This window comes from Massilia sp. (assembly GCF_031995545.1).
Classification (GTDB): domain Bacteria; phylum Pseudomonadota; class Gammaproteobacteria; order Burkholderiales; family Burkholderiaceae_D; genus Telluria.
This window is the reverse complement of sequence record NZ_DAMAGA010000005.1, coordinates 111,834-136,022: the sequence shown is the minus strand read 5'-3', so window position 1 is coordinate 136,022 and position 24,189 is coordinate 111,834. Positions and strand designations below refer to the sequence as shown.

At 62.7% G+C, this 24,189-nt stretch carries 23 protein-coding genes and 1 tRNA gene; 10 read left to right on the top strand and 14 right to left on the bottom strand.

Features of this window, described 5'->3' with window-relative positions; genetic code table 11:
* Positions 1-15: 15 nt before the first annotated feature.
* On the top strand, positions 16-801 hold the full coding sequence (locus RTQ83_RS06165) for an IclR family transcriptional regulator (protein WP_312512184.1): 786 nt from the start codon (positions 16-18) through the stop codon (positions 799-801).
* A 51-nt stretch (positions 802-852) separates the two neighbouring features.
* Here RTQ83_RS06165 and pbpG read toward each other — a convergent pair whose 3' ends face one another.
* From pbpG to RTQ83_RS06150, 3 genes are all read right to left on the bottom strand, one after another.
* The gene (pbpG, locus tag RTQ83_RS06160) at positions 853-2,022 is read right to left on the bottom strand and encodes a D-alanyl-D-alanine endopeptidase (RefSeq protein ID WP_312512182.1); all 1,170 of its coding nucleotides are present in this window, start codon (positions 2,020-2,022) and stop codon (positions 853-855) included.
* A gap of 162 nt (positions 2,023-2,184) precedes the next feature.
* Complete coding sequence (locus RTQ83_RS06155; protein WP_312512180.1) at positions 2,185-2,880, bottom strand: nitroreductase; 696 nt, start codon at positions 2,878-2,880, stop codon at positions 2,185-2,187.
* Between the two features lie 22 nt (positions 2,881-2,902).
* Positions 2,903-3,820: a DMT family transporter gene (locus RTQ83_RS06150; RefSeq protein WP_312512178.1), complete on the bottom strand. Its 918-nt coding sequence runs from the start codon at positions 3,818-3,820 to the stop codon at positions 2,903-2,905.
* Between the two features lie 323 nt (positions 3,821-4,143).
* Between RTQ83_RS06150 and RTQ83_RS06145 the strand changes: the two genes are divergently transcribed.
* Positions 4,144-4,728 (top strand): phasin family protein, encoded by a 585-nt coding sequence (locus tag RTQ83_RS06145; RefSeq protein ID WP_312512176.1) that lies wholly within the window; start codon positions 4,144-4,146, stop codon positions 4,726-4,728.
* 72 nt (positions 4,729-4,800) lie between these two features.
* On the opposite strand, the gene RTQ83_RS06140 is transcribed toward RTQ83_RS06145, so the two are convergent.
* The 6 genes from RTQ83_RS06140 to RTQ83_RS06115 all read right to left on the bottom strand — a co-directional run bounded on the left by RTQ83_RS06140 (position 4,801) and on the right by RTQ83_RS06115 (position 10,134).
* A complete protein-coding gene (locus tag RTQ83_RS06140) occupies positions 4,801-5,523 on the bottom strand; it encodes an ABC transporter ATP-binding protein (RefSeq protein WP_312512174.1) in 723 nt (240 codons plus the stop codon).
* Positions 5,523-6,293, bottom strand: a complete 771-nt coding sequence (locus RTQ83_RS06135) for an ABC transporter ATP-binding protein (RefSeq protein WP_312512171.1) — start codon at positions 6,291-6,293, stop codon at positions 5,523-5,525. The genes RTQ83_RS06140 and RTQ83_RS06135 overlap by 1 nt, the downstream gene beginning before the upstream one ends.
* 10 nt (positions 6,294-6,303) lie before the next feature.
* Positions 6,304-7,515, bottom strand: coding sequence for an ABC transporter permease subunit (locus tag RTQ83_RS06130; protein WP_312512169.1), 1,212 nt, complete (start codon positions 7,513-7,515; stop codon positions 6,304-6,306).
* A 21-nt stretch (positions 7,516-7,536) separates the two neighbouring features.
* Complete coding sequence (locus tag RTQ83_RS06125; RefSeq protein WP_312512167.1) at positions 7,537-8,466, bottom strand: branched-chain amino acid ABC transporter permease; 930 nt, start codon at positions 8,464-8,466, stop codon at positions 7,537-7,539.
* Between the two features lie 174 nt (positions 8,467-8,640).
* Positions 8,641-9,660, bottom strand: a complete 1,020-nt coding sequence (ispH, locus tag RTQ83_RS06120; RefSeq protein ID WP_312512165.1) for a 4-hydroxy-3-methylbut-2-enyl diphosphate reductase — start codon at positions 9,658-9,660, stop codon at positions 8,641-8,643.
* Between the two features lie 21 nt (positions 9,661-9,681).
* On the bottom strand, positions 9,682-10,134 hold the full coding sequence (locus RTQ83_RS06115) for an FKBP-type peptidyl-prolyl cis-trans isomerase (protein WP_312512164.1): 453 nt from the start codon (positions 10,132-10,134) through the stop codon (positions 9,682-9,684).
* A gap of 115 nt (positions 10,135-10,249) precedes the next feature.
* On the opposite strand from RTQ83_RS06115, the gene radC reads away from it, so the two are divergent.
* From radC to rpmG, 3 genes are all read left to right on the top strand, one after another.
* The gene (gene radC, locus RTQ83_RS06110) at positions 10,250-10,921 is read left to right on the top strand and encodes a RadC family protein (protein ID WP_312512162.1); all 672 of its coding nucleotides are present in this window, start codon (positions 10,250-10,252) and stop codon (positions 10,919-10,921) included.
* Positions 10,922-11,140: 219 nt separating this feature from the next.
* Positions 11,141-11,377 carry a 50S ribosomal protein L28 gene (gene rpmB / locus RTQ83_RS06105; protein WP_005665737.1) on the top strand — a complete coding sequence of 79 codons (237 nt, stop codon included), beginning with the start codon at positions 11,141-11,143 and terminating at the stop codon, positions 11,375-11,377.
* A gap of 13 nt (positions 11,378-11,390) precedes the next feature.
* Positions 11,391-11,558 (top strand): 50S ribosomal protein L33, encoded by a 168-nt coding sequence (gene rpmG / locus RTQ83_RS06100; RefSeq protein ID WP_005665735.1) that lies wholly within the window; start codon positions 11,391-11,393, stop codon positions 11,556-11,558.
* Between the two features lie 258 nt (positions 11,559-11,816).
* Here the strand turns inward: rpmG and RTQ83_RS06095 are convergent, their stop codons facing one another.
* The 5 genes from RTQ83_RS06095 to RTQ83_RS06075 form a co-directional block, all read right to left on the bottom strand.
* The gene (locus RTQ83_RS06095) at positions 11,817-13,028 is read right to left on the bottom strand and encodes a fatty acid desaturase (RefSeq protein WP_312512160.1); all 1,212 of its coding nucleotides are present in this window, start codon (positions 13,026-13,028) and stop codon (positions 11,817-11,819) included.
* Between the two features lie 137 nt (positions 13,029-13,165).
* Positions 13,166-14,509, bottom strand: coding sequence for a mechanosensitive ion channel domain-containing protein (locus RTQ83_RS06090; RefSeq protein ID WP_312512158.1), 1,344 nt, complete (start codon positions 14,507-14,509; stop codon positions 13,166-13,168).
* A 21-nt stretch (positions 14,510-14,530) separates the two neighbouring features.
* Complete coding sequence (locus RTQ83_RS06085; protein ID WP_312512156.1) at positions 14,531-15,844, bottom strand: RsmB/NOP family class I SAM-dependent RNA methyltransferase; 1,314 nt, start codon at positions 15,842-15,844, stop codon at positions 14,531-14,533.
* 12 nt (positions 15,845-15,856) lie between these two features.
* The gene (gene purN / locus RTQ83_RS06080) at positions 15,857-16,501 is read right to left on the bottom strand and encodes a phosphoribosylglycinamide formyltransferase (protein WP_312512153.1); all 645 of its coding nucleotides are present in this window, start codon (positions 16,499-16,501) and stop codon (positions 15,857-15,859) included.
* Between the two features lie 85 nt (positions 16,502-16,586).
* On the bottom strand, positions 16,587-17,126 hold the full coding sequence (locus RTQ83_RS06075) for a barstar family protein (protein ID WP_312512150.1): 540 nt from the start codon (positions 17,124-17,126) through the stop codon (positions 16,587-16,589).
* Positions 17,127-17,390: 264 nt separating this feature from the next.
* Between RTQ83_RS06075 and RTQ83_RS06070 the strand changes: the two genes are divergently transcribed.
* The 5 genes from RTQ83_RS06070 (at position 17,391) to RTQ83_RS06050 (ending at position 24,186) form a co-directional block, all read left to right on the top strand.
* Positions 17,391-17,924 (top strand): glycine zipper 2TM domain-containing protein, encoded by a 534-nt coding sequence (locus RTQ83_RS06070; RefSeq protein ID WP_312512147.1) that lies wholly within the window; start codon positions 17,391-17,393, stop codon positions 17,922-17,924.
* A gap of 153 nt (positions 17,925-18,077) precedes the next feature.
* Entirely contained in the window at positions 18,078-18,860 is a 783-nt protein-coding gene (locus tag RTQ83_RS06065; RefSeq protein WP_312512144.1) for a spermidine synthase, read from the top strand.
* A gap of 18 nt (positions 18,861-18,878) precedes the next feature.
* Positions 18,879-20,672: a GspE/PulE family protein gene (locus RTQ83_RS06060; RefSeq protein WP_312512142.1), complete on the top strand. Its 1,794-nt coding sequence runs from the start codon at positions 18,879-18,881 to the stop codon at positions 20,670-20,672.
* A 61-nt stretch (positions 20,673-20,733) separates the two neighbouring features.
* Positions 20,734-20,809, top strand: a tRNA-Lys gene (locus RTQ83_RS06055).
* Positions 20,810-21,159: 350 nt separating this feature from the next.
* On the top strand, positions 21,160-24,186 hold the full coding sequence (locus RTQ83_RS06050) for a type VI secretion system Vgr family protein (protein WP_312512139.1): 3,027 nt from the start codon (positions 21,160-21,162) through the stop codon (positions 24,184-24,186).
* Positions 24,187-24,189 lie beyond the last annotated feature (3 nt).

Here is a 24,189-nt window from a genome sequence, read left to right as displayed (position 1 = left end):
CTGCACCAACACATCATGAAAATGGAAAATCCCGCTCCAGCCAAGACCTCGATCCAGGTGATCGAACGCATGATGGGCCTGCTCGATGCGCTGGCCAGTTATTCCGACCCGGTCAGCCTCAAGGAATTGTCGCGTGTATCGGGCCTGCATCCATCGACCGCGCACCGCATCCTGAACGATATGGTGGTGACGCGTTTCGTCGACCGCGTCGAGCCGGGCACCTACCGCCTCGGCATGCGCCTGCTGGAACTGGGCAATGTGGTCAAGAGCCGGCTGTCGGTGCGCGAAGCGGCGCTGGACGCGATGCGCGCCCTGCACCGCAAGACCCAGCAGACGGTGAACCTGTCGGTGCGCCAGGGCGACGAGATCGTCTACATCGACCGCGCATTCTCGGAACGCTCGGGGATGCAAGTGGTACGTGCGATCGGCGGACGCGGGCCACTGCACCTGACCTCGACCGGCAAGCTGTTCCTGTCGGTGGACGACGTCAAGGCGATCCGCGCATATTCGACCCGCACCGGCCTGGCCGGGCACACGCGCAATTCGATCACCGAACTGGCGCGCCTGGAGCGCGAACTGAGCCTGGTGCGGGCGCGCGGTTATGCGCGCGACAACGAGGAACTGGAACTGGGCGTGCGCTGCATGGCGGCCGGGATTCACGACGACAGCGGCAAGCTGGTGGCGGGGCTGTCGATCTCGGCGCCGGCGGACCGGTTGCAGGAAGACTGGCTGGAAGACCTGGTGCAGACGGCGGCCAGGATTTCGTCGACGCTGGGTTATCGGCCGGTCGCGGCGGTGTGAACACCGTAGGGTTGGCAGCTCCGCCACCAACCTTACGCAATCAAGCGCGCATCAGTGCAGATCAGGCGCCGCAGGCGCGCTGGCGGTGATCGTCGGCGTACGCACCGCATCCACATCCATGCGGTCCGGCAGCGCTTCGATCCAGCGCCGGATGCGTCCGGCGTCGGCGGTACGCGACATCTTGCCCTTCGAATCGAGGAACACCATCACCACGTTGCGGCCATGGATCATGGCCTGCATCACCAGGCAGCGCCCCGCTTCGTTGATGAAGCCGGTCTTCTGCAGGCCGATATTCCAGTCCGGCAGCGCCACCAGGTAGTTGGTATTGTTGTAGTGCATGGTGCGGCCGCTGGCACTCACGGTCGACTTCGGCGTGGTGGAGAATTCGCGCAGCAGCGGTTCGCGGTGCGCCACCGTGACCAGCTTGGCCAGGTCGCGCGCGCTCGACACGTTCTGGCTCGACAGGCCGCTGGTATCGACGTAGCGGGTGTCGTTCATGCCCAGCTCCTTGGCCTTGGCGTTCATCGCCGCGACGAAGGCTTCCTTGCCGCCGGGATAGTTGCGGCCCAGCGCCGAGGCGGCGCGGTTTTCCGAACTCATCAGGGTGATGTGCAGCAGTTCGCGGCGCGTCATGCGCGCACCCACCGGAAGGCGCGAGCTGCTGAACTTGTGGCGGTCGACGTCGGCGTCGGTCACCTGCAGCACTTCGTCCAGGTCCTGCTTGGCATCGGTGACGACCACACCGGTCATCAGCTTGGTGATCGAGGCGATCGGCAGCGCCACGTTGGCGTTCTTTTCGAACAGCACTTCCGAACTGTTCTGGTCGATCACGAAGGCGACGCTGGAGCGCAGTGCGAGCGGATCCTCGGTTTTATTCAGGCCGGCGATATCGCCCATGGTACGCGGGGCGTAAGCGGCAGCAGCGACGGCGGCGCCGGCGACCGCGGCGCGGCGCACCGGCACATAGGTCACCACACGCTTGCCGCGCACGGTCTTCACGCGGCGCACCATGCGCGGACGGTCTTCGTCGGCCTTGGCCACATCCTGGCGCTTGGCACGCTTGGCCTTGCGCACGACCTTGCGCTTGGGCGCCTTCTTCGCGGCCTTCTTGGTCTTGGAGGTCTGGGCTTTTTCGGTGGCGCCCGCGCCAGCCCCGGCGGCTTGCACTGGCGTCAAGGCGAACAGTGCGGAAACGATGGCAGCCAAAGCAAGTTTAAACATGGTAAAGCCCTTGGACGCAAACTGATGAGGTACTGCTGAAGTGTAGCCGAACAGACCCCGATCGCAAGCGGATTCTGGTTCTGTGCGGAAACAATCCCACCAAAACAACAGCCCCGGCAGCAAAAAACTTCCTTTTGATATCAATGAGATAGCGTAAATACGCTATTCCAGGAAGCGCGCGAAGCCGCTGCTCGGCTCACGCTCGGTCAGCAGCGTGTTCTCGATCTTGGCCGGGTCGGCCCAGCCCAGCGCCATGCCGCACACCACCATTTCGTGTTCGGGCAAGGCCAGTTGATCGGCGATGATCCGATGATACTGGGTAAAAGCCGCCTGTGGGCAAGTATCGAGGCCGCGTCCCCGCGCCGCCACCATGATGTTCTGCAGGAACATGCCGTAATCGAGCCACGAGCCCTGCTCCATGATGCGGTCGATGGTGAAGATCAGGCCCACCGGCGCGTCGAAAAACGCATAGTTGCGGGCGTGCTGGGCCGCCATCCCGGCCTTGTTGTCGCGCGTCAGTCCGAGCAGACTGTACAGATCCCAGCCGACCTTGCGGCGGCGATCGATATAGGGCGACACCCACTCGCGCGGGTAATACGGATACTCTTCGGCGTGGGCACGCGCCTGCTCCGGATCGGCGTTCACCGCCAGGATCGCGTCCGACAGCCGCTCGCGCGCAGCCCCAAGCAGCACATGCACTTTCCATGGCTGGGTATTGGTGCCCGACGGCGCGCGCGCCGCCACGTCGAGGATGCGCGCGATGTCCTCACGCTCGACCGGCTTGTCGAGGAAGGCGCGGATCGAGCGGCGCGAAGTGATGGCGGCGTCGACCGCTTCTTGCTGGGGACTGGACAGCATGGAACCTCCTTGCGGTTGTTGACTAGGGTTTCCTGACCACGAAGGCGACGCCGGTCACGGCCACCAGCATGCCGGCCAGGGCCAGCGGGCCGAAGGATTCGCCGAACAGCAGCCAGGCCATGACCGCCGTGGTCGGCGGGGTCAGGTACATCAGGCTGGTAACGTTGAGCGCCTGGCTGCGTCCGATCAGGCGGAACAGCAGGAAGATGGCGCCGATAGACACCGCGAACACCGACCACAGCCAGGCGACGATGAAGTCATGGCTCCAGGTGACGTGCGACAGCGCCGGATCGAGTCCTTCCAGCCACACCGCCAGCGGCAACAGCACCAGCACGGTGGCGCCGAACTGCACCACGGTGCCGGTGCGCAGGTCGAAGCGCGGACAGAAGCGGCGCTGGTACATGGTGCCGGCGGTAATGCTGAGCAAGGCCAGCACGCACAGCAGTAGCGCCGGCAGCGACAAGCCGGTCAGCGTCAGCTTGGCATACACGACCAGCGCCACGCCCGCCAGGCCGAGCAGCAGGCCAAGCCATTGCAGCGGACGCACGCGTTCGCCGATCAGCGGCGCGGCGGTGGCGGTCAGGATCGGCTGCATGCCGACGATCAGGGCAGTCAGTCCGGCCGGCATGCCGAGCTTGATCGCGGCCCAGACGCCGCCCAGGTAGCCTGCCTGCAGCAGCAGGCCGGCCACAGCCAGATGACCGATCTGTTCCCGCGGCGGCCATGGCGCGCGCCAGATCAGCACCACCGGCAGCAGCACGGCCAGCACGCCCAGGCAGCGCACGATCAGGAACGTCAGCGGCGGCGCGTACGGCAAGCCCAGCTTGGCGACGATGAAGCCGGTGCTCCACAGGAAGACGAAAAACAGCGGGATGGGCGAGAGCCAGCCGGGAGTGGCACCGGCAAGCTGGCTGGAAGAATTGGATGCGCGGCTGAACATGGTCCGGAGCATCGGCGGCGCGCCGCCGTTGAAGAAAACACAAGCGCCGAGTCTAGCATGCCGTCCAGCAGCATGTGTCAGCTGGCTATAAGTGACATTCGTTTGACATCCATCAATTGACATTTCTTGTAAGAAATGCATTCAAATATTTTATGTAGCGCGGATGGTGCATCGCACCAAAAAACGCTTGACGCTTCAACAGAACTGGTTAAAAATCTGCCCTGTTGCGGTGCACAAAAAAGAGTTTCGACGATTTTTCACAAGAACCTGCCCACACCTGAGCAATAGTCCATTCATGAAACGTAACAATTTTGGAGAGCCACATGTTTGCAATCCCTGAACAGTTTTCGAATGCCACCAAAGCCAGCCTGGAATCGCAGTTCGCTCTGCTGTCGTCGCTGACCTCGAAGACGTTCGAAGGCGTGGAAAAACTGGTTGAACTGAACATTGCCACCGCCCGCGCCAATCTGGAAAATTCGTCGGCCGTCACCCGCCAGCTGCTGGGCGCCAAGGACCCACAGGAATTCTTCTCGGTGACCGCCGCGCAAGCCCAGCCGAACGCCGAAAAAGCCGTGTCGTACACCCGCCAGGTGGCCGCCATCGCCACCGGCACCGGCGCCGAATTCTCGAAAGCCGCCGAAAGCCAGATCGTCGAAGCCAACCGCAAGGTGATCTCGCTGGTCGACGAAGTGAGCAAGAATGCCCCGGCCGGTTCGGAAAGCTTCGTCGCCGCTGTCAAGACCGCGATCAGCAACGCCAACGCCGGTTACGAGCAGTTCAGCAAGACCACCAAGCAGGCGGTCGAAGCGATGGAAAACAATATGAACGCCGCGGTGTCGCAGTTCTCGACCACCGCCAGCAAGGCGACCAACGCCGCCAGCGCTGCTACCGCGGCTGCAGCTGCCTAAGTCGTTCAGCTTCAAGCAAAAGGCCGGAAACGCAAGCGCGTTCCGGCCTTTTTTCTTTACTGCATCCGAATATCACTCGCCCAGATACGCCGCCTGCACGCGCGGATCGTTCAGCATATCGCGCGCATTGCCCGTCATCGTGATCGCCCCCGAATCCATCACGTAACCCCGGTGCGCCGCCTGCAGCGCCAGCTTGGCATTCTGCTCCACCAGCAGGATCGTGATCCCTTGCGCCGACACGTCGCGGATCACCTCGAAAATCTTCTCGACCATGATCGGCGACAGCCCCATCGACGGCTCATCCAGCAGCAGCAGGGTCGGGTGGCACATCAGGGCACGCGCCATCGCCAGCATCTGCTGCTCGCCGCCGGACAAGGTCCCGGCCAGCTGCGTCGAGCGCTCCTTCAGGCGCGGAAACACCGCGTACCACTTTTCGATATCCGCCTCGATGCCGCCCTTGTCGTTGCGTGTGTAAGCGCCCATCAACAGGTTTTCGTGGATCGACATGCGGGTGAATACGCCCCGCCCTTCCGGCACCATGGCCAGCTTCTGCTGCACCAGGCGGTGCGATTCGGTGCCGCGCAGCGGCTGGCCCAGATAGGTGATCTCGCCTTCGACCTTGCATGGCGGCAGGGTGCCGGTGATCGCCTTCAGCGTGGTGGTCTTGCCGGCGCCGTTGGCGCCGATCAGGGTCACCAGTTCGCCCTTGGCGACGGTCAGGTCAACGCCCTTGACCGCCTTGATGCCGCCATACGCGACCTTCAGGCCGGCGATGTTCAGAATGATGTCTTGCATCAGTGCGCTCCTCCGAGATAAGCATCGATCACGGCCTGGTTCTTCTGGATCTCGGCCGGCAGCCCTTCGGCGATGCGCTTGCCATACTCGAGCACCGTGATGCGGTCGCACAGGCCCATCATCAGTTTGACGTCGTGCTCGATCAGCAGCACGGTCTTGCCTTGCGCCTTGATTTTCACCAGGAGCTCGCGCAGGGCCAGTTTTTCGGTGGCGTTCATGCCGGCCGCCGGCTCATCCAGCGCCAGCAACTGCGGTTCGGTCGCCAAGGCCCGCGCGATTTCCAGGCGGCGCTGGTCGCCGTAGGACAGGAACTTGGCGGTGCGATGGGCGAACCCGCCGATGCCGACGAAGTCGAGCAGCTCCTGGGCGCGCGCGGCGATCGCCGCTTCTTCCTCGCGCGCCGCCTTGTGGCGCAGGATCGCGCCCAGCACGCCCTGTTTAGTGCGCACGTGGCGCCCGACCATCACGTTCTCCAAGGCGCTCATCTCGCCGAACAGGCGGATGTTCTGGAAGGTGCGCGCGATGCCGGCTTTGGCTACCGCATGCGGTGCCGACGGAGAATACGGTTTCCCGGCCAATTCGAAACTGCCGCTGTCCGGCTGGTACAGGCCGGTGATGACATTGAAGAAGGTGGTCTTGCCGGCGCCATTCGGCCCGATCAGGCCATAGATCTGCCCTTGCAGGATGCGGATGCCGACGTCGGTCAGTGCTTGCAAACCGCCGAAGCGCTTATTGACGCCGGAAATATTCAGGAGGACTTGTTCGCTCATGTTCTGTTCCTCAGGCGGTCGACGCTTCTTCGTCTTCACGCGCCAGTGCCGCATTCGGGCGCTCTTCCTTGTTGGGCGACGGCCACAATCCGGCCGGGCGCACCAGCATGATCAGGACCAGCGCCAGGCCGTACAGCAGCTGGCGCAGCACTTCGGCCTCGATCACGATGCGGCCGAACAGCGCCTGCTGGGCCGGATCGACCACGTGGCGCAGCACTTCGGGCAAGGCCGCCAGCAGCACGCCGCCCAGCACCACGCCCGGGATGTGGCCGATACCGCCCAGCACCACCATCGCCAGCACCGCGATCGACTCGGTCAGCGAGAACGATTCCGGAGACACAAAGCCCTGGAAGGCGCCGAACATCGCGCCGGCCACGCCGCCGAACGAGGCGCCCATGGCGAACGCCAGCAGCTTGACGTTGCGGGTATTGATGCCCATCGCCTTGGCCGCGATCTCGTCTTCGCGAATCGCCACCCAGGCCCGGCCCAGGCGCGAATGCTGCAGGCGGCTGGTGACGAAGATGGTGGCGATCACCAAGGCAAGGAACAGGAAATAGTAGGCATTCACCGACGGCATCGCGTAACTGCCGATATAGACGGTGGAGTTAGTGCCCGCTTCGCCCGCCAGCGACACCCCGAACACGCGGATCGGGTCGATCATATTGATGCCCTGCGAGCCGTTGGTGAAATTGATCGGGTCGTTCAGGTTGAGCATGAAGATGCGGATGATCTCGCCGAAGCCGAGCGTCACGATGGCCAGGTAGTCGCCGCGCAGCTTCAGCGTCGGCGCGCCCAGCAGTGCACCGCACAGGCCGGCGACCAGCGCGGCGAGAGGCACGATTGCCCACACCGACAGGTGGATGCCGTTCTGCTGGATCTCGGGACCGAAGAAGGCCACCAGCGCTTCGCCGACTGCCGGCAAGTAATAGATCAGCGACTCGAGCAGCGCCGCGAACTGGGGCGACGAGAACAGCCCGACCAGGTAGGCGCCGACGGCGAAGAAAGCGATGTAGCCGAGATCGAGCAGGCCGGCGAAGCCGACCACGATGTTCAGGCCCAGCGCCAGCATGATGTACAACAGCGCCATGTCGATGATGCGCACCCAGGAATTGCCGAACTGGGAAGCGAAAAACGGGAACACCAGCATCACGCCCAGGAGCGCGGCCATGCTGATATAGGCCTGGCGCGGCTTGTGGCGCGTGTCGAAGGTCAGGAGAGCCATGTCAGTTTCCTTTCGAGCGCATCAGGCGCGGTCGGCGACGCGCTCGCCCATGATGCCGGACGGACGCAGGGTCAGCACCAGGATCAGCACCACGAAGGCGAAGATGTCCTGGTAATGGCTGCCGAGGAAGCCGCCGGTGAGGTCGCCCAGATAGCCGGCGCCGAGCGCTTCGATGATCCCCAGCAGCAGGCCACCGACCATGGCGCCGTAGATATTGCCGATCCCGCCCAGCACCGCGGCGCAGAACGCTTTCAAGCCCGGCAGCACGCCCATGGTGAACGTGATCGAGGCGTAATTGGCGCCCCACATCACACCGGCCACGGCCGCCAGCGCGGCGCCGATGGCGAAGGTGGCGACGATCACGCGGTTTGCATCGACACCCATCAGGCCGGCCACGCGCGGATTCTCGGCCACTGCGCGCATCGCGCGGCCCATGCGGGTGCGCTCGACCAGCAGCACCAGCGCGCCCATGGCGACGGCGGCCAGCACCAGCAGCAGCACCTGGGTCTGCGAAATCATGGCGCCGCCGATCACGATCGGTTCCGGCGACAGCAGTTGCGGGAACGGAATCGGGCTACGGCCCCAGATCATCATGGCAAAGGTCTGCAGCAGGATCGAGATGCCGATCGCCGTGATCAATGGCGCCAGGCGCGGCGCGTTGCGCAGGCGGCGGTAGGCCACGCGTTCGATCAGGATATTGACCAGCATGGTGACGGGAATGGCGCCGATGATCGCCACGGCCAGCTGGACATAGCCGGGCAAGCCAGGGAAAGCGCTGTCGAGCAATTGCAGGATGGTGAGACCGATCATGGCGCCGATCATCAGCACGTCGCCGTGGGCGAAATTAATCAGGTTGAGGACGCCATACACCATCGTGTAGCCGAGCGCGACCAGGGCATACATGCTGCCCAGCACCAGGCCATTAAGTAATTGTTGGAGAAAAGTTTCCATCGTTTTCCGCCTGCGTGGACCGACAACAAAAAACGGCACATCGAGAATCTCGAAGTGCCGTTCATGGTGTGTACCGTGATCTGCGATTAGCCGGGCGGTGTGTTCACCACCGGCATGACATATTTCCGAGCGTCGCAATCATAGCTTGGCTTTTGGAAAACTAACAACGGTTAATCAACGCGCGGGGGTATTTTCGTTTTCCGGGGCAACGGCAAATAATGTTCCGGCCGCCGGCTCCGCGCTATCCGTCTTGGCATCATGACGAATGCCGTCCAGGCCTTTCGGCAGCGGGAAGGTGACATGCTCTTCGACGCCTTCCAGCGCGCGCACGCTGGCAGCACCGAGTTCCTTGAGGCGATCGATCACGGCCTGCACCAGCACTTCCGGGGCCGAGGCGCCGGCGGTAACGCCGATGCGTTTCTTGCCGGCGATCCAGGCCGGATCGATCTTGCTCGCGTTATCGACCATATAGGCCGGCGTGCCCATCTTGTCGGCCACCTCACGCAGGCGGTTCGAATTCGAGCTGTTCGGGCTGCCGACTACGACCACGACTTCGACCTGCGGCGCCAGGAATTTCACGGCTTCCTGGCGGTTGGTGGTGGCGTAGCAGATGTCGCCCTTCTTCGGCTCGATGATGTTCGGGAAGCGGACCTTCAGCGCTTCGATGATCTCGGCGGTATCGTCGACCGACAGGGTGGTCTGCGACACGTAGGCCAGCAGGTCCGGGTTGCGCACCTGCAGTTTCTGCACGTCCTCGACCGTCTCGACCAGGTGCATGCCCTCTTCGGCCTGGCCCATGGTGCCTTCGACTTCCGGGTGGCCGTCGTGGCCGATCATGATGATCTCGGCGCCCTGCTTGCGCATCTTGGCCACTTCCACGTGGACCTTGGTCACCAGCGGGCAGGTGGCATCGAAAATGGTCAGGCCGCGCGCTTCGGCGTCGGCGCGCACGGCTTTCGAGACGCCGTGGGCCGAGAACACCAGCGTATTGCCGGGCGGGACGTCTTCCAGCTCTTCGATAAAGATCGCGCCCTTGTTGCGCAGGTCATCGACCACATAGGCGTTGTGCACGATTTCGTGACGAACATAGATCGGGGCGCCAAATTGCCGCAGGGCGCGCTCGACGATCTCGATGGCACGGTCCACGCCGGCGCAAAAACCGCGCGGCTGGGCTAGCAGAATTTCATTTTCCATTTGTTTTCCTGGTGTCCGGTGTTACAGGACCGAAATCAGTTTCACTTCGAATTGCAGCGGCTGGCCGGCCAGCGGGTGGTTGAAGTCGAACAGGGCCGTGGTGTCGCGCATCTCGAGCAGCACGCCGGCGAAGCGTCCGCCTTTCGGCGCGTTGAACTCGACCACTTCGCCCACCGTGTAATCGGTGCCCGGCACCGAGTTCTCTTCCAGCGTGGCCTTCGACACCGACTGGATCAGGTCCGGATTACGGTCGCCGAAGCCTTCGCCCGCATTCAGCTCGAACGTCTGGTGCGTACCTTCCGGCAGGCCGATCAGGCGTTGCTCCAGGAACGGCGCCAGCTGGCCCTGGCCCAGCAGCAGCGTTGCTGGCGTGCCATTGAAGGTGGTGACGATATCTGCGCCGCCGGCAACTGCCAGACGGTAATGCAGAGTCAGATACGACGATTCGGTGACGACGGCTGGTGCGATGGACATGTTCTTTGTGGTGACAGGGATACCTGATCAGGCAAACCGCTATTGTAAGCCACGCGCGCGCCTTGCGCCCCCGGTAGTGCTTTTCGGTGCCTCTTTTTTTGGCGAAGGATCAACTATGGGAATTTGCGATTGGCCGGAACAGGATCGCCCGCGCGAGCGGCTGCTGCGCGACGGCGCCGGCGCCCTGTCCGATACCGAACTGCTGGCGATCTTCCTGCGCGTCGGCGTGGCCGGCAAAAGCGCGGTGACGCTGGCGGGCGACGCCCTTAGCCACTTCGGATCGCTGCACCGGCTGCTGCATGCCGACTCCAACGAATTCGGTACCTTGCACGGGCTCGGTCCGGCCAAGTACGCGCAACTGCAGGCGGCGCTCGAGCTGGCGCGGCGCGCAGTGGCCGAACAGTTCCGCCGCGAAGCGCTGTGCTCGCCGCAAGCGGTGCGCCAGTTTCTGCGCAGCCAGTTCGCGCTGCAGACCCATGAATCGTTCATGGTGCTGTTCCTGGATGTGAAGAATCGCCTGATCAATTGCGAGGAAATGTTCAGGGGTACCTTGACACATACAAGTGTCTATCCACGCGAGGTGGTCAAGGCGGCGCTGCGGCGCAATGCGGCGGCGGTAATCCTGGCGCACAACCATCCGTCCGGCGTGGCCGAGCCGAGTGAGGCCGATCTGCGCCTGACATCGAGCCTGGTGCAGGCGCTGTCGCTGGTGGACGTACGGGTGCTGGATCACTTCGTGGTGGCGGGTACGCAGGTGCATTCCTTTGCCGAGAGTGGGCAGTTGTGACGCGGATGCTGCACCAGACGCTACAGGCGACAGCATGGTGGTATGGACATTTGCACGAAATTACACAACGTAAACAGCGAGTTACGACACTCGACAGGAATTGTTAAATTTTACTAGTCCGAAAAGACACCATTGTTTTTCGCAAGTGATTGATTCCGCTTCGTTTTTCACGCTATACTCTCTTTTTTCCAAGTCTGGAACATATTTAAGGAGTGCGCTATGGCACGTGTTTGCCAAGTAACCGGCAAGGGTGTGATGGTTGGTAACAACGTCTCCCACGCTAACAACAAAACGAAGCGTCGTTTCCTGCCTAACCTGCAGAATCGCCGTATCTACGTCGAATCCGAAAACCGTTGGGTTTCGCTGCGTCTGTCGAACGCCGGCCTGCGCGTGATCGACAAGCTCGGCATCGACGCCGTGCTGGCCGACATGCGTGCCCGTGGCGAAAAAGTTTAATTAGGGAGCTATCATGGCAAAAACTGGCCGCGACAAAATCAAGCTGGAATCGACCGCAGGTACCGGTCACTTCTACACCACCACCAAGAACAAGCGCACGATGCCGGCGAAGATGGAAATCACCAAATTCGACCCGAAAGCACGTAAGCACGTGATCTACAAAGAAACCAAGATCAAGTAATTGATCCTCGGTTCTTTGAAAAAGCCGCCGGCGCAAGCCTGGCGGCTTTTTTATTTTGGACAGAATTATCGTAGGGTTGGCCTAGGCGGCCCCGCGCTCCGCCGCCGACGCGGTGATAGTTAAAAGCACGATCATCAAGCACGACATCGGAGCCGGTAGCGATCACCGCGTCGGCGGCAAAGCCGCCAACCCTACGTGGGACCGTAGTCCAATAAAAAACGGCTCCCGAAGGAGCCGTTTGACAATCAAGCCGCCGAATCAGGCGTAACTACGCAGCCTGAACGAAAACTCCTGCAGCGCCTTGATCCCCGACGCTTCCGCCCGGTTGCACCAGTCCTGCAGCTGATGCAGCAACTGATCGCGGGTCGAGTGCGAACGTTCCCAGATCGCGCCCAGCTCGACGCGCATCTGATGCATCGTTTCCAGCGCTTTGCTGTGCTGGAACAGCTCGACCAGCTGCTGCTTCTGCGACAGCTCCAGCTTGCCCGGCTCGCGCTGCATCAGCTTGCGCGAGCTCTTCAGGAAGCGCGCTTCCAGCTCAGCCTTGTGTTTCAGGTGCTCGAATTCCTCGCGGAAGGCATGGCGCACCGACTTGGCGTACTTGGCCATCACATCGTAGCGGTTCGCGATCACCGACTGCAGCGTGTCGAAGTCGGCCTGCGCCTTGTTCTTGTCCAGCTTCGGCTTCGGCGCCACTTTCTTCACCTTGGCCAGACCCAGGATTTCCAGGGTGCGGATATAGCCCCAGCCCAGGTCGAACTCGTACCACTTGCTCGACAGCTTGGCCGAGGTGGCGTGGGTGTGGTGGTTGTTGTGCAGCTCTTCGCCGCCGATCAGGATGCCCCACGGGAAGATATTGGTGGCGGCATCGTTGCAATCGTAGTTGCGGTAACCCCACCAGTGGCCCAGGCCATTGATGATGCCGGCCGCGGTGATCGGGATCCACATCATCTGGATCGCCCACACGGTCAGGCCGAGTACGCCGAACAGGGCGACGTTGATGAACAGCAGTGCCACCACGCCGGCCGCGCTGTGCTTGGTGTACACATTACGCTCGATCCAGTCGTCCGGCGTGCCATGGCCATACTTCTCCATGGTCTCTTTATTCTTGCTCTCGATACGGTACAGCTCGGCGCCTTCGAGCAGCACCTTGCGGATGCCGCGCGTCTGCGGGCTGTGCGGATCTTCTTCGGTATCGCACTTGGCGTGGTGCTTGCGGTGGATCGACGCCCATTCCTTGGTCACCTGGCCAGTGGTCAGCCACAGCCAGAAGCGGAAGAAGTGGCTCGGGATCGCATGCAGGTCGAGCGCACGGTGCGCCTGGTGACGGTGCAGATAGATCGTCACGCTGGCGATCGTGATGTGGGTCACCACCAGCGTGTACAGCACGACTTCCCATGCCGAAAAGTCTAGCAGGCCGGTCGACAGGAACGACAGCACAGCGTGCCAGGCGTCGTTAAAGAAATTCATTCAGTCTCCAAAGGGGTCTTGTATGACGTGCAACCACCGCGACTGCACGTGCATAACCCGGGCATTTTACGCGGTTCTACTGACACGCGGCACGCAAGTTTTGTAGTGCAGATGTAGGCACGTGCGTGCCGGACGCATTATTTGCGCAAGTCTGCGCTTGTTTGATCTTCGGCGTGCGGCGTGCGCGCCACGACCGAGGTGATATGGGCGTCGAGCAGGCGCGTATCCATCGACGGATGGCCGAGCTTGATCGTGCCGGCCTGCACCAGCGCGTAGATCTTGCGGTTGACTTCGGAGATAGGCCCGCCCTGCCCGTTTTCCGGGTCGCCCAGCCAGAACCCGACCTCGAGTTCGTAGCCGTCGGCGGCGAAGGCGTTGAGCAGCACGTTCGGCGCCGGCGTTTCCAGCACCCGCGCCACGTCCTTCGGCAATTCTTCCAGCAGCGGCATCACGACCGACAGATCGCTGTCGTACGATACGACCAGTTTGGTGATCGCGCGCACGTTGCGGTTGGTACCCGATTGATTCAGCACCACACCGGTGATCAGCATTTCGTTCGGCAGCAGGGTCTGGGTGCCGTCGGCGCTGCGCAGTACCGTGTAGCGGGTGTTGATGCGCGCCACTTTGCCGGAGTATTTGTCGAGCGTGATCGGATCGCCGATCGACAGGCTGCGCTCGAACAGGATGATGAAACCGGACACATAGTTACTGGCAATACGCTGCATGCCCAGACCAAGGCCGACGCCAAGCGCGCCGCCGAACACCGACAACACCGTCAGATCGAGGCCCGCCAGCGACAGGCTGAACAGCAGCGCGATCAGGATCAGCGCCGCGCGCCCGACGCGCGCCATCGCCACCCGCAGCGAACTGTGCATGCGCTCGAAGCCCATCAGGCGTTCTTCCAGCGCGGCGCCGGCCCACAGCGCCAGCATCATCAGCACCACGATCGAGATCGCGCCCTGCAGCAGGTCGGCGATCGAGACCTTGTTCTTGCCGATCGGCAGCACGGTGCGCTCGAGCGCATGGATCACGTCCGGCAGCACGCCGGTCAGGTGCAGCGCGACGATGATCCAGGCCACGAAAGCGAACACACGCTCGAAGGTCTGCAGCGCAGCGCCCAGCTGGCCGCGACGGGAGAAGGCGCGCCGCAGCAGGTAGAAGAAGGTGCGGATCACCGCCAGCGACATGAACAGTGGCAATGCCACCCGCAACAGGTGCACGCTGTAATAGCGCTCCATGATGGTCTTGGCCAGCGCCAGCAGGCCCACGATCAGGAGCGGCCCCAGCACGCGGCTGAAGCTGCCCAGGCCGACGCTGAGCAGGCCGCCCTGCTGGCCGCGGTCCTTGAGCAGCGAACCGTGGATCAGCCGCGCCAGCCCCCAGCCCACCGCCACGCAGGCGACGATGGCGAGGGCCTGCCACAGGATGGCGGGATTGCGGAAGTCGGCGAGCAGGTCGCCCAGCAGGTCTGACAGCGGCATCCGGATTCCTTACCTGGTCCCTTATTCGGCGTCGTCGCCTTCGGCTTCAGCCGCAGGGGCTGCCTTCGGCGCCTTGACCACGGCCTTGCGCTCCAGCACCGCGGCGAAGAAGCCGTCGGTCTGGTGCTTGTGCGGCAGCAGTTTCAGGTACTTGTCCATTTCGAGCGGAATCTTCTGTTCGGCCAGCACTTTGTTCATCGGCACCAGTTCGAAGTCCGGATGGCTTTCCAGGAATTGCTCGACGATAAAGTCGTTTTCTTCGTTCAGCAGGCTGCAGGTGGCGTACACCAGACGGCCGCCGCCCTTCACCAGGCGCGAGGCGCCATCCAGGATCGAGGCCTGCTTCTCTTGCATCTCGGCCACGGCGCCCGGCTGCTGGCGCCACTTGACGTCCGGATTGCGGCGCAGCGTGCCCAGACCCGAGCATGGCGCATCGACCAGCACGCGGTCGATCTTGCCGGCCAGACGTTTTACCTTGGCGTCGCGCTCGTGCGCGATCAGCACAGGGTGGATGTTCGACAGACCGCTGCGCGCCATGCGCGGTTTGAGCTTGGTCAGGCGCTTCTCAGATACGTCGAAGGCGTACAGGCGGCCGGTGTTGCGCATCGAGGCGCCCAGGGCCAGCGTCTTGCCGCCGGCGCCGGCGCAGAAGTCGACCACCATCTCGCCGCGACGGGCGCCGACGATCTGCGACAGCACCTGGCTGCCCTCGTCCTGCACCTCGATCGCGCCTTCCTTGAACAGCGGCAGGTTCTGCAGCGCAGGCTTCTTGAACACGCGCAGACCCAGCGGCGCATAGGCCATCGGCTCGGCCGCGATCGGCGCTTCGGCCAGCTTGGCGATCACCTCGTCGCGCTCGGCCTTGATCGAATTGACGCGCAGGTCGAGCGGCGCCGGGGTGTTCAGCACGGCGGCCAGTTCCAGTGCTTCGGCTTCGCCGAACTGGTTCACCAGCTTGTCCAGCAGCCATTGCGGCAGGTTGGCGCGGATCGGCGCCGGCAGCAGGTTGCGGTCGACTTCCTGGATGCGGGTCAGGAAATGGGTTTCGTCTTCGGTCAGGCCGCCGATCGAATCGATGCCGGCCGTTTCGGCCAGGCCCAGCAGTGCCAGGCGGCGCATCGACGGGGTGTTGCCGCCGCTGGCGAAATCGGTGAAGAACGATTTATTGCGCAGGACGGAGTAGACCGCCTCGGCGATGACGCCGCGCTCGCGGCCGCCAAAACGCGGGTTGTCCTTGAAGAAGCGCGACAGGGTGACGTCGGCGGGAGCGGTAAAGCGCAGAATGTCACGCAAGACTTCTTCGGTCTTGGTGACGATCGCTGGAGGCAATCTCATGTAAATCCTTGATTAAATACTGATGGTGTCGGTCGTCTGCTCGGTGTGAGCACGATCGAGAATGCGTACGGCGCCGTCTTCGATGCTCAGGCGCCCTTCCACGAACAGCTGCACCGCCCGTGGGTAAATCTTGTGTTCCTCGACCAGCACGCGTGCTGACAAGCTGTCTTCGGTATCGCCCGGCAAGACTGGCACCCGGGCTTGCAGCACCGCCGGACCATGGTCGAGTTCGGCGGTGACGAAGTGCACGGTGGCGCCGTGCTCCGTCACGCCGGCATCGATCGCCTGCTGGTGCGTGCCCAGCCCCGGGAACAGCGGCAGCAGGGACGGGTGGATGTTCAGCATGCGCCCGGCGTAATGCTCGACGAACGGCGCGGTGAGAATCCGCATGAAGCCAGCCAGTACCACCAGGTCGGGCGCGAAGCCGTCGATGGTTTCCTGCAGTTTGTCGTCGAATTCGGCGCGGGTGGCGTAATCCTTGTTCGAGACCACGGCGGTGGGAATCCCGCGCGCCTGGGCAAATGCCAGGCCGCCGGCTTCGGGTTTGTTGCTGATCACCGCTGCAATACGCGCCGGCCATTGCTGGCTTTCGGCCGCGCGCACGACCGCTTCCATATTGCTGCCGCGGCCGGAAATGAGGATCACGATGTTTTTCATGGCCGACATTGTACCGTATCGCCGCCGGCCAACCGCGGCCCTTGGGCCGGGTTTTACCGAGGTACTAGCAGGGCTTCAGCCCGCTTCAGCCGGGCTGGACGTCGGTCTGCAGGACCGTGGCGAACGAGTAGAACACGCGGAACGGGACCTTCTTTTCGGCCCAGAATTCGGCCGCGTCGCGGAACACGTCAAGCAGGTTTTCGCGCGCTTCCTTGTCGAATTTCTGGGCGCTAGGTAGTTGTTCGAGCACAACAAGGAAGCCCGGCTGTGGTCCGGCTTCATGGATGGTTTCGGTCAGACACTTACGCAGCGCATCGAAATTCTTGCTGCAAGGCTTGGGAAAGTGGAAGTTCTCGCCGATGCGCGCGCACACTTGCTGCTTGGTCAGCGTATTGGCGCAATGCGCATACAAGAAGTGATGGCCCAGTTTCCCGGCCTCCTGTTGCAGATCGTCAACGCGAAACGCGCGGATTGCTTGCACAAGATTTGGCGCCACCCTCATCAACAAACTCATTTTTTCCTCAAGTTGACCTGTCAGACCCGCGCCGAAGCGCCACCCGTCGCGGCGCCCGATGACGCCGCTGTTGCTTCCCCCGCTGTCGTTGCTATACGCCAATAAATCCATGATTTGTGTAAGGGTAACGTTTTGTGGTATTGGAAGCAACCCAAATGTGAGTTTCACATACCCATTTGTAAGAAATGGTAGGAGAGACTGTCACACAAAGTCAGCTTGGATTGCCTTGTCTCATTCTGGCGCGACTCGTAACGACCCTATATCGCTGTTACATTTTGTTGCCACGCGGATTCGAACGGTTTTCAGCGAAAGGATTACCATGAAGGCCTGAAAAAGAATTCGCGGCTCGCTGGCCGCACCACCTACGAGGACACCATGAACATCCAAGCCAAATTCATCGTCGCGGCCCTTGGCATTGCCGCCCTGCCGCTGGCGCAGGCTGCCGATTTCGAAGACTTCGGCCGCGTGGTGCGCGTCGAGCCGCGCGTCGAGCAAGTGCGCACCCCGCGCCAGGAATGCCGTACCGACTACGTGCAAGTGCCGGTGCAACAGGAACGCAGCGCCGGCGGCGGCATCGTCGGCGGTATCGCCGGCGCCCTGCTGGGTAACCAGATCGGCAGCGGCAATGGCCGCGTGGCAGCCACTGCGGCCGGTGCGATCGCCGGTGCCATGGTCGGCGACCGCGTCGACAACCGTAACGGCCAGCCGAGCACCGTGCAGGAGCAAGCCGTGCGCCAGTGCCGCACCGTGGAAGCGATCGAGCAGCGTACCGCCGGCTACAACGTGACCTATGAATACCGCGGCCAGACCTATACCTCGCTGATGAACAGCGATCCAGGCAACCGCGTGCGCCTGCGCGTCTCGGTGCAGCCGGTCGATACGGCCAGCCAGGCCTATAGCCAGTACTGAGCTTCTTTGAAATAGTTGCAAGCAGCGCGGCCGGGCGGCGACGCCTCGGCCGCGTTGTCGTTTTGCGTTCCCGCGTTTTGCGTTCTGTTTCATGCGTGCTTGCGCTACGGGAACTAGCGCCCCGATAATAGGGCGATTCCATCAGGCTGTCCTATGCTCATCAAACGCAAATCCATCGAACTGGCCGAGTCCTCGCGCCGTCCCGCCCGCAAGCCCAAATTCGCCCCCGTTACCCTGTCCGAACAGGACGGCGTCCGTTACCTCCACTTCGGCACCGAATGGGTGCAGGGCGCCATGCGCATCCGCAAACCCGACTGGCCTGAGCTCGAGTATGCGCAGCAGATGATGGCCTGGATGCTGTTCCTCGACAATCCGCGCGCCATCGCGCAACTGGGGCTGGGCACGGCGACGCTGACCAAGTTCTGCTATCGCCAGTTCCCCGAAGCGACCGTGACTGCGGTCGAGCTGAACGAGTCGGTGATCGCGATCTGCAACTCGATGTTCAAGCTGCCGCCGCAGGACGAGCGCCTGCAGGTGCTGGAAATGGATGCGCTCGACTTCGTCGAGGATCCGGCCAACCATGAGGCGTTCGACGTGCTGCAATGCGACCTGTACGACGCCACCGCGCGCGGCCCGGTGCTGGACACGCCGGAGTTCTACCAGGCGTGCGCCAATTGCCTGACGGAGAACGGCATCATGACCGTCAACCTGTTCGGCGACCACCCGAGCTTCGCCAAGAACCTGAAGGCCATGAAATTCGCCTTCGGCCACGTGATCTGCCTGCCGGAGGTGCACGACGGTAACGTGGTGGCGCTGTGCTTCAAGAACCGGCCAGTGCTCGACAAGGAACAACTGGCCGCGCGCGCGGCGCAGATCGTGGCCGAGACCAAGCTGCCGGCCAAATCCTGGGTCAAGGGATTGTTCGCCACCGACTGATTACCTGATAAGGCCACCGTGAACGCCCCGCACAAGCCAGCCAGTCTCCGCAAACTCGACCTGCAATCGATTTTCTCGTGGCTGCTGGCCGACGGGATCGTCACCAAGGACAGCGTCAAGGCCCATTTCGCCCAGGCCCAGGGCATCCTCAAGAATGCGCCCGGCATCATGCATCCGCTCACCGCGGTGGCGCAGTGCAAGCTGGTGTCGAACCTGCCGCCGCACCGGCTGCTGACGCTGGACGTGCTGACCGAATGGTGCGCCGCCAAGGTCGGCCTGCCCTTCATGCGCATCGATCCGCTCAAGATCGACTTCACCCGGGTGGCGGACGTGATGTCGGCCGGCTACGCGGCGCGTTTCAACATCCTGCCGATCGAGATCAACGCCACTACGCTAGTGGTGGCGACCGCCGATCCGGCCCTGACCGAATGGGAAGCCGAGATCGCCAAGGTCTCGCGCCGCCGCATCGAACTGGTGCTGGCCAATCCACTTGACATCGCCCAGTACATCTCGCAATTCTTCGCCCTGGCCAAGTCGATCCGCGACGCCAACCGCAACAGCGGCCAGGACGTGGCGATGCGCAACAACTTCGAGCAGCTGGTCGAGCTCGGCAAATCGAATAAACAGTTCGACGCCAACGACCAGCACATCGTCAACATCGTCGACTGGCTGTGGAGTTACGCGTTCGAGCAGCGCGCCTCCGACATCCACCTGGAACCGAAGCGCGACTTCGCGGTCATCCGCTTCCGTATCGACGGCGTGCTGCACCAGGTGTACCAGGTGCCGGCGGTGGTGATGATCGCGATGACGGCGCGCATCAAGCTGCTGGGACGGATGGACGTGATCGAGAAGCGCCGGCCGCAGGATGGCCGCATCAAGACGCGCACCGGCAATGGACAGGAAGTCGAGCTGCGTTTGTCGACCATGCCGACCGCGTTCGGCGAAAAGCTGGTAATGCGTATTTTCGATCCCGATGTCGTGGTCAAGACGCTGCCGGAGCTCGGCTTCCCACCGATCGAGGCGCAGCGCTGGGATGCGCTGACCCAGCGCCCGCATGGCATCATCCTGGTGACCGGGCCGACCGGCTCCGGCAAGACCACCACCCTGTACACCACGCTCAAGGCGCTGGCGACCAGCGAAGTCAATGTGTGTACGGTGGAAGATCCGATCGAGATGGTTGAAGCCTCGTTCAACCAGATGCAGGTGCAGCCGGGAATCGACCTGTCATTCGCCGACGGCGTGCGCTCGCTGATGCGCCAGGATCCGGACATCATCATGGTCGGCGAGATCCGCGATCTGGAGACGGCCGAGATGGCGATCCAGGCGGCGCTGACTGGGCACCTGGTGTTTTCGACGCTGCATACCAACGATGCGCCGGCGGCCGTGGTGCGCCTGATCGAGCTCGGTGTGCCGGATTACCTGCTCGAGGCGACGCTCATCGGCGTGATGGCGCAGCGGCTGGTGCGCACGCTCTGCCCTGCGTGCAAGGAGCCGGGTGGCGAACTGAGCGATGAGGTGTGGCAGAGCATTGGCGGGGCGTGGAAGATCGACAAGCCTGCGACCGTGTATCGCCCGGTGGGGTGTCCCGAGTGCCGCCAGACCGGCTATCGCGGACGGACCGGGATTTATGAGCTGCTGACGGTGAGCGACGGGTTCGGGCGGCTGCTGCGCGAGTCCGGCGATATCCAGGCGCTGCGACGTCAGAGCGTGGCCGATGGGATGAAGCCGCTGCGCATCGCCGGCGCCATGAAGGTGGTGGAAGGCGTGACCACGGCGGACGAGGTGCTGAAGGTGACGTCGGCGCTGTCTTGAAAGGTTTGCCAAAGTTCCTCTGGCGCAAATCGAAATCGCCGGCTATAATGCTGCCTCTTTCGGGTCGTTAGCTCAGCTGGTAGAGCAGCGGACTTTTAATCCGTTGGTCGCAGGTTCGAATCCCGCACGGCCTACCACGAATTTGTTGCAGCAATGAAGGCGTCATGAGAAATCGTGACGCCTTTTTTGTTTTTCTCGCAGCAGTCTCTCTTCTCCCAACCGTGCCGTACTAGTGATGTGCGTGCGCCAGCACTCTGCTGCTGCGCTATTGCCACGCATTTCCAACCACGCATTCTCGGCAGTTCGCAGAAAAGATACACCCGAGGACACTCTTCCAAGCGCCCGAGTTGGGCTTGCGGTTTCTCAGTGGCCAATCGCAACTTGATGACTACAGTCAAGAAGTTCGTCGCAACTTCAGACGCGCTCGGATAGCGACTTCGAGCGTCCGGCATTTCAACCACGCGCAGCTCGACTGGTGAGCAAAACGATGACTGACCTGCAAGCACTGCTGGATGTGCACCAGAGCACTCGCCTGTTGCGTTTGTCGTTTCCAAGAGACGACGGCCCGCAAGCCACGCTGATGGTGAACCGGTTCGAAGGCACGGAATACCTCTCACGCGACTTCGAGTTCAAGGTGGAGTTGCTAAGCGACGATGCCGGGGTCGAGCTCGAGTCAATGCACGGCAAGCTGCTGTGCGTATCGCTGGTGCAGCACGACGGCAGCCTTCGTCCATTCACCGGTTATATTGCTTCGTTCAAGCTGGTCAAGACAGACGGCGGCCTGGTGTTCTATGAAGCCGTCTTGAAACCATGGCTGGCGTACACGCGCCTGCGCCAGAACAACCGCTTGTTCCATGCGCAAAGCCTGAGCCAACAGACGGAGACCATCTTCGCCGGCTACGACAGCCTGCCTGCGTGGGAATGGAAAGTCTCCGGCGAACAGCGACAGTTCACGATGGCTACGCAGTGGGACGAGACCGACCACAACTACCTGTGCCGGCGCTGGGAAGCCGCGGGTTACAGCTACTGGTACGAGCACACCGACGACGGTCACATGCTGGTGGTCTGCGACGATACGCGCACCGCGGCGCCAATCGACGGGGCGTCGCCCAGCGTTCGTTTCCAGCGCGCAGGCGGCTCCGCCGAAGTGGATGCGATCGGCGAATGGAGTCCATTGCGCCAGTGGGCGTCCGGAACGGCCGCAGTGAGCGGCTTCGACTTCAAGAATCCACGTCCGATCCACGCGGACATCGTCACCGTCAGCGAGCAAGGCGATATTCCGCAGCTGGAAGTGCACAGATATGAAGGCCATTACGGCTTCAAGCACCAGTCCGGTGCCGACCAGCTGGCACGCCTGCGCATGGAAGAGATCGAAGCGCGCGGCAAGATCGTCGAAGCCAAGGGCAACAACAGGCGGGTTGCGGCGGGCAGGTGGTTCACGCTGCTCGAGCATTTCAGCGAAAGCGCACACAGCGAATTCCTGGTTCTGGAAGTGCATCACGAAGCCAGCAACAACTACCTGCAAGGCAAGGGCGCGGTAGCAGAGTACAAGAACCGCCTGCTGTGCCAGAGCAAGTCCCTGCCCTGGCGTCCGGGGCGCGGCTTCAACAGCACCGACACCAGATTGCTGGCCGTGCAGACCGCCGTCGTGGTCGGCGCCGAAGGCCAAGGCAGCCTGAACGTGGACCAGTACGGGCGCATCCAGGTCAGGTTTCACTGGGACCGTGACGAAAGCAGTAGCTGCTGGGTACGGGTAAGCAGCAACTGGGCCGGCGGCGAGAAAGGTTTGACCAGCCATCCGCGGGTAGGATCGGAAGTGATCGTGCAGTGGCTTGATGGCAATCCCGACCATCCGATCGTCACCGGCTCGGTCTACAACCAGAGCTACATGCCGCCGTGGAAGCTGCCAGAACAGCGTGCGCTGATGGGGCTCAGGAGCCGCGAGCTGACGACCGGGGGCGGCAATACGCCAGGCGGGCGCAGCAACCACTTGGTGCTGGATGACACACAGGGGCAGATCCAGGCGCAGCTCAAGAGCGACCATCTTGCCAGCCAGCTCAGCCTCGGTCATATCAACCGCATCGACGACAATGCCGGACGCAAGGGTGCGCGCGGCCAGGGTTTCGAGCTGCGCAGCGACGGCCACGGCGCGCTGCGCGCGCAGCAGGGGCTGCTGATCAGCACCGAAGGACGGCCGAACGCGCGCGCCCACATCACCGACATGGCGGATACGCTGGATCGCATGGCACAGGGCCAGGAGTTGCACGACAGCCTGTCGCAGGCCGCGCAACAGGCACAGGCGCACCAGGCAGGCGACCAGGATCAGGTGGTCGCCGCGCTGCAGGCGCAGGTCGACGCCATCAAAGGCCAGGCAGGCCAGGCTGCGCAAGGCGAATTCCCGGAATTCAAAGCACCCCACCTGACCTTGGCCAGCCCTGCCGGTATCGAAGCCAGCACGCAGGGCTCCACGCACCTGATGAGCGTGGAGCACACCGCCCTGACCAGCGGCGGCCATGCCAGCCTGAGCGCGGGCAAGAGCCTGCTCGTCAGCGTCAAGGAAGCGGTACGCATGTTTGCCTACAAGGCCGGCATGAAACTGGTGGCGGCCAGCGCCGACATCGACATCACCGCCTTGAAGGACAGCGTCAACATCCTTGCCAAGCTCAACATCACCCATACCGCCAACCGGATCACGATCACGGCGAAGGAAGAAGTGGTAATCAACGGCGGGACCAGCTTTAGCCGCTGGAATGCGTCGGGGATCGTCCATGGCACCAAAGGCACCTGGCGCCAGCATGCGGCAAAACACCACTTCGATCCTGGAAAGAGCGAAGGCACGCCAAGCTTGCCGCAGACCGTACAGCTGCCTCCGGGACAGCTCAACTTGTATCACCAGTACGTGAACCAGGAAGGCAATAAGAAGCAAGGCATCCGGCAAGGCGACTATACCGTTATCGACGCCGAAGGCGGCGTTCACCAAGGGACGCTTGACGATGATGGGTTTGCCAGTGTCGCCGGCCTGCCGATGGGGATGGCCACGGTCAGCTACGGCAAGGACCCGCGCGACCCATGGGATGAAGACAGCTACTTCGGGCAGGGGGCCGAATGGCCGAGCGTAGCGCTGCCCGAGGCTGGTGTCGACGCGGCGGCAATGGCTGCCCGAACACAGGTTCCGGGAACTCAGAATTCCGGACTACTCGCCGGCGTCAAAGCTGCAGCAGGCAGCCTCAACGGCGCAGCTGGCAAAGCTGGCGCGATTGCACACGCTGCAGAGAAAGCGGTCAGCACGACGCAATCGCTGCAACAAGGCGGCGCACAAGCATTGCTGGCACCAATCGGACGGGCGGCCGCCGCCAATATCACAGGCAAGCTCCCGGGCGGCGCAACGGTTACGAATACCTACGGTGCATCAAGTGCTAGCAAGCCTGCCGCATCAGTTGTCGGTTTGCCCGGATCGCTGCCGCGCATCGGCGCCGTAGTTCCGTTCTCGATTCCGAAAAAATCCATCATCTAAATC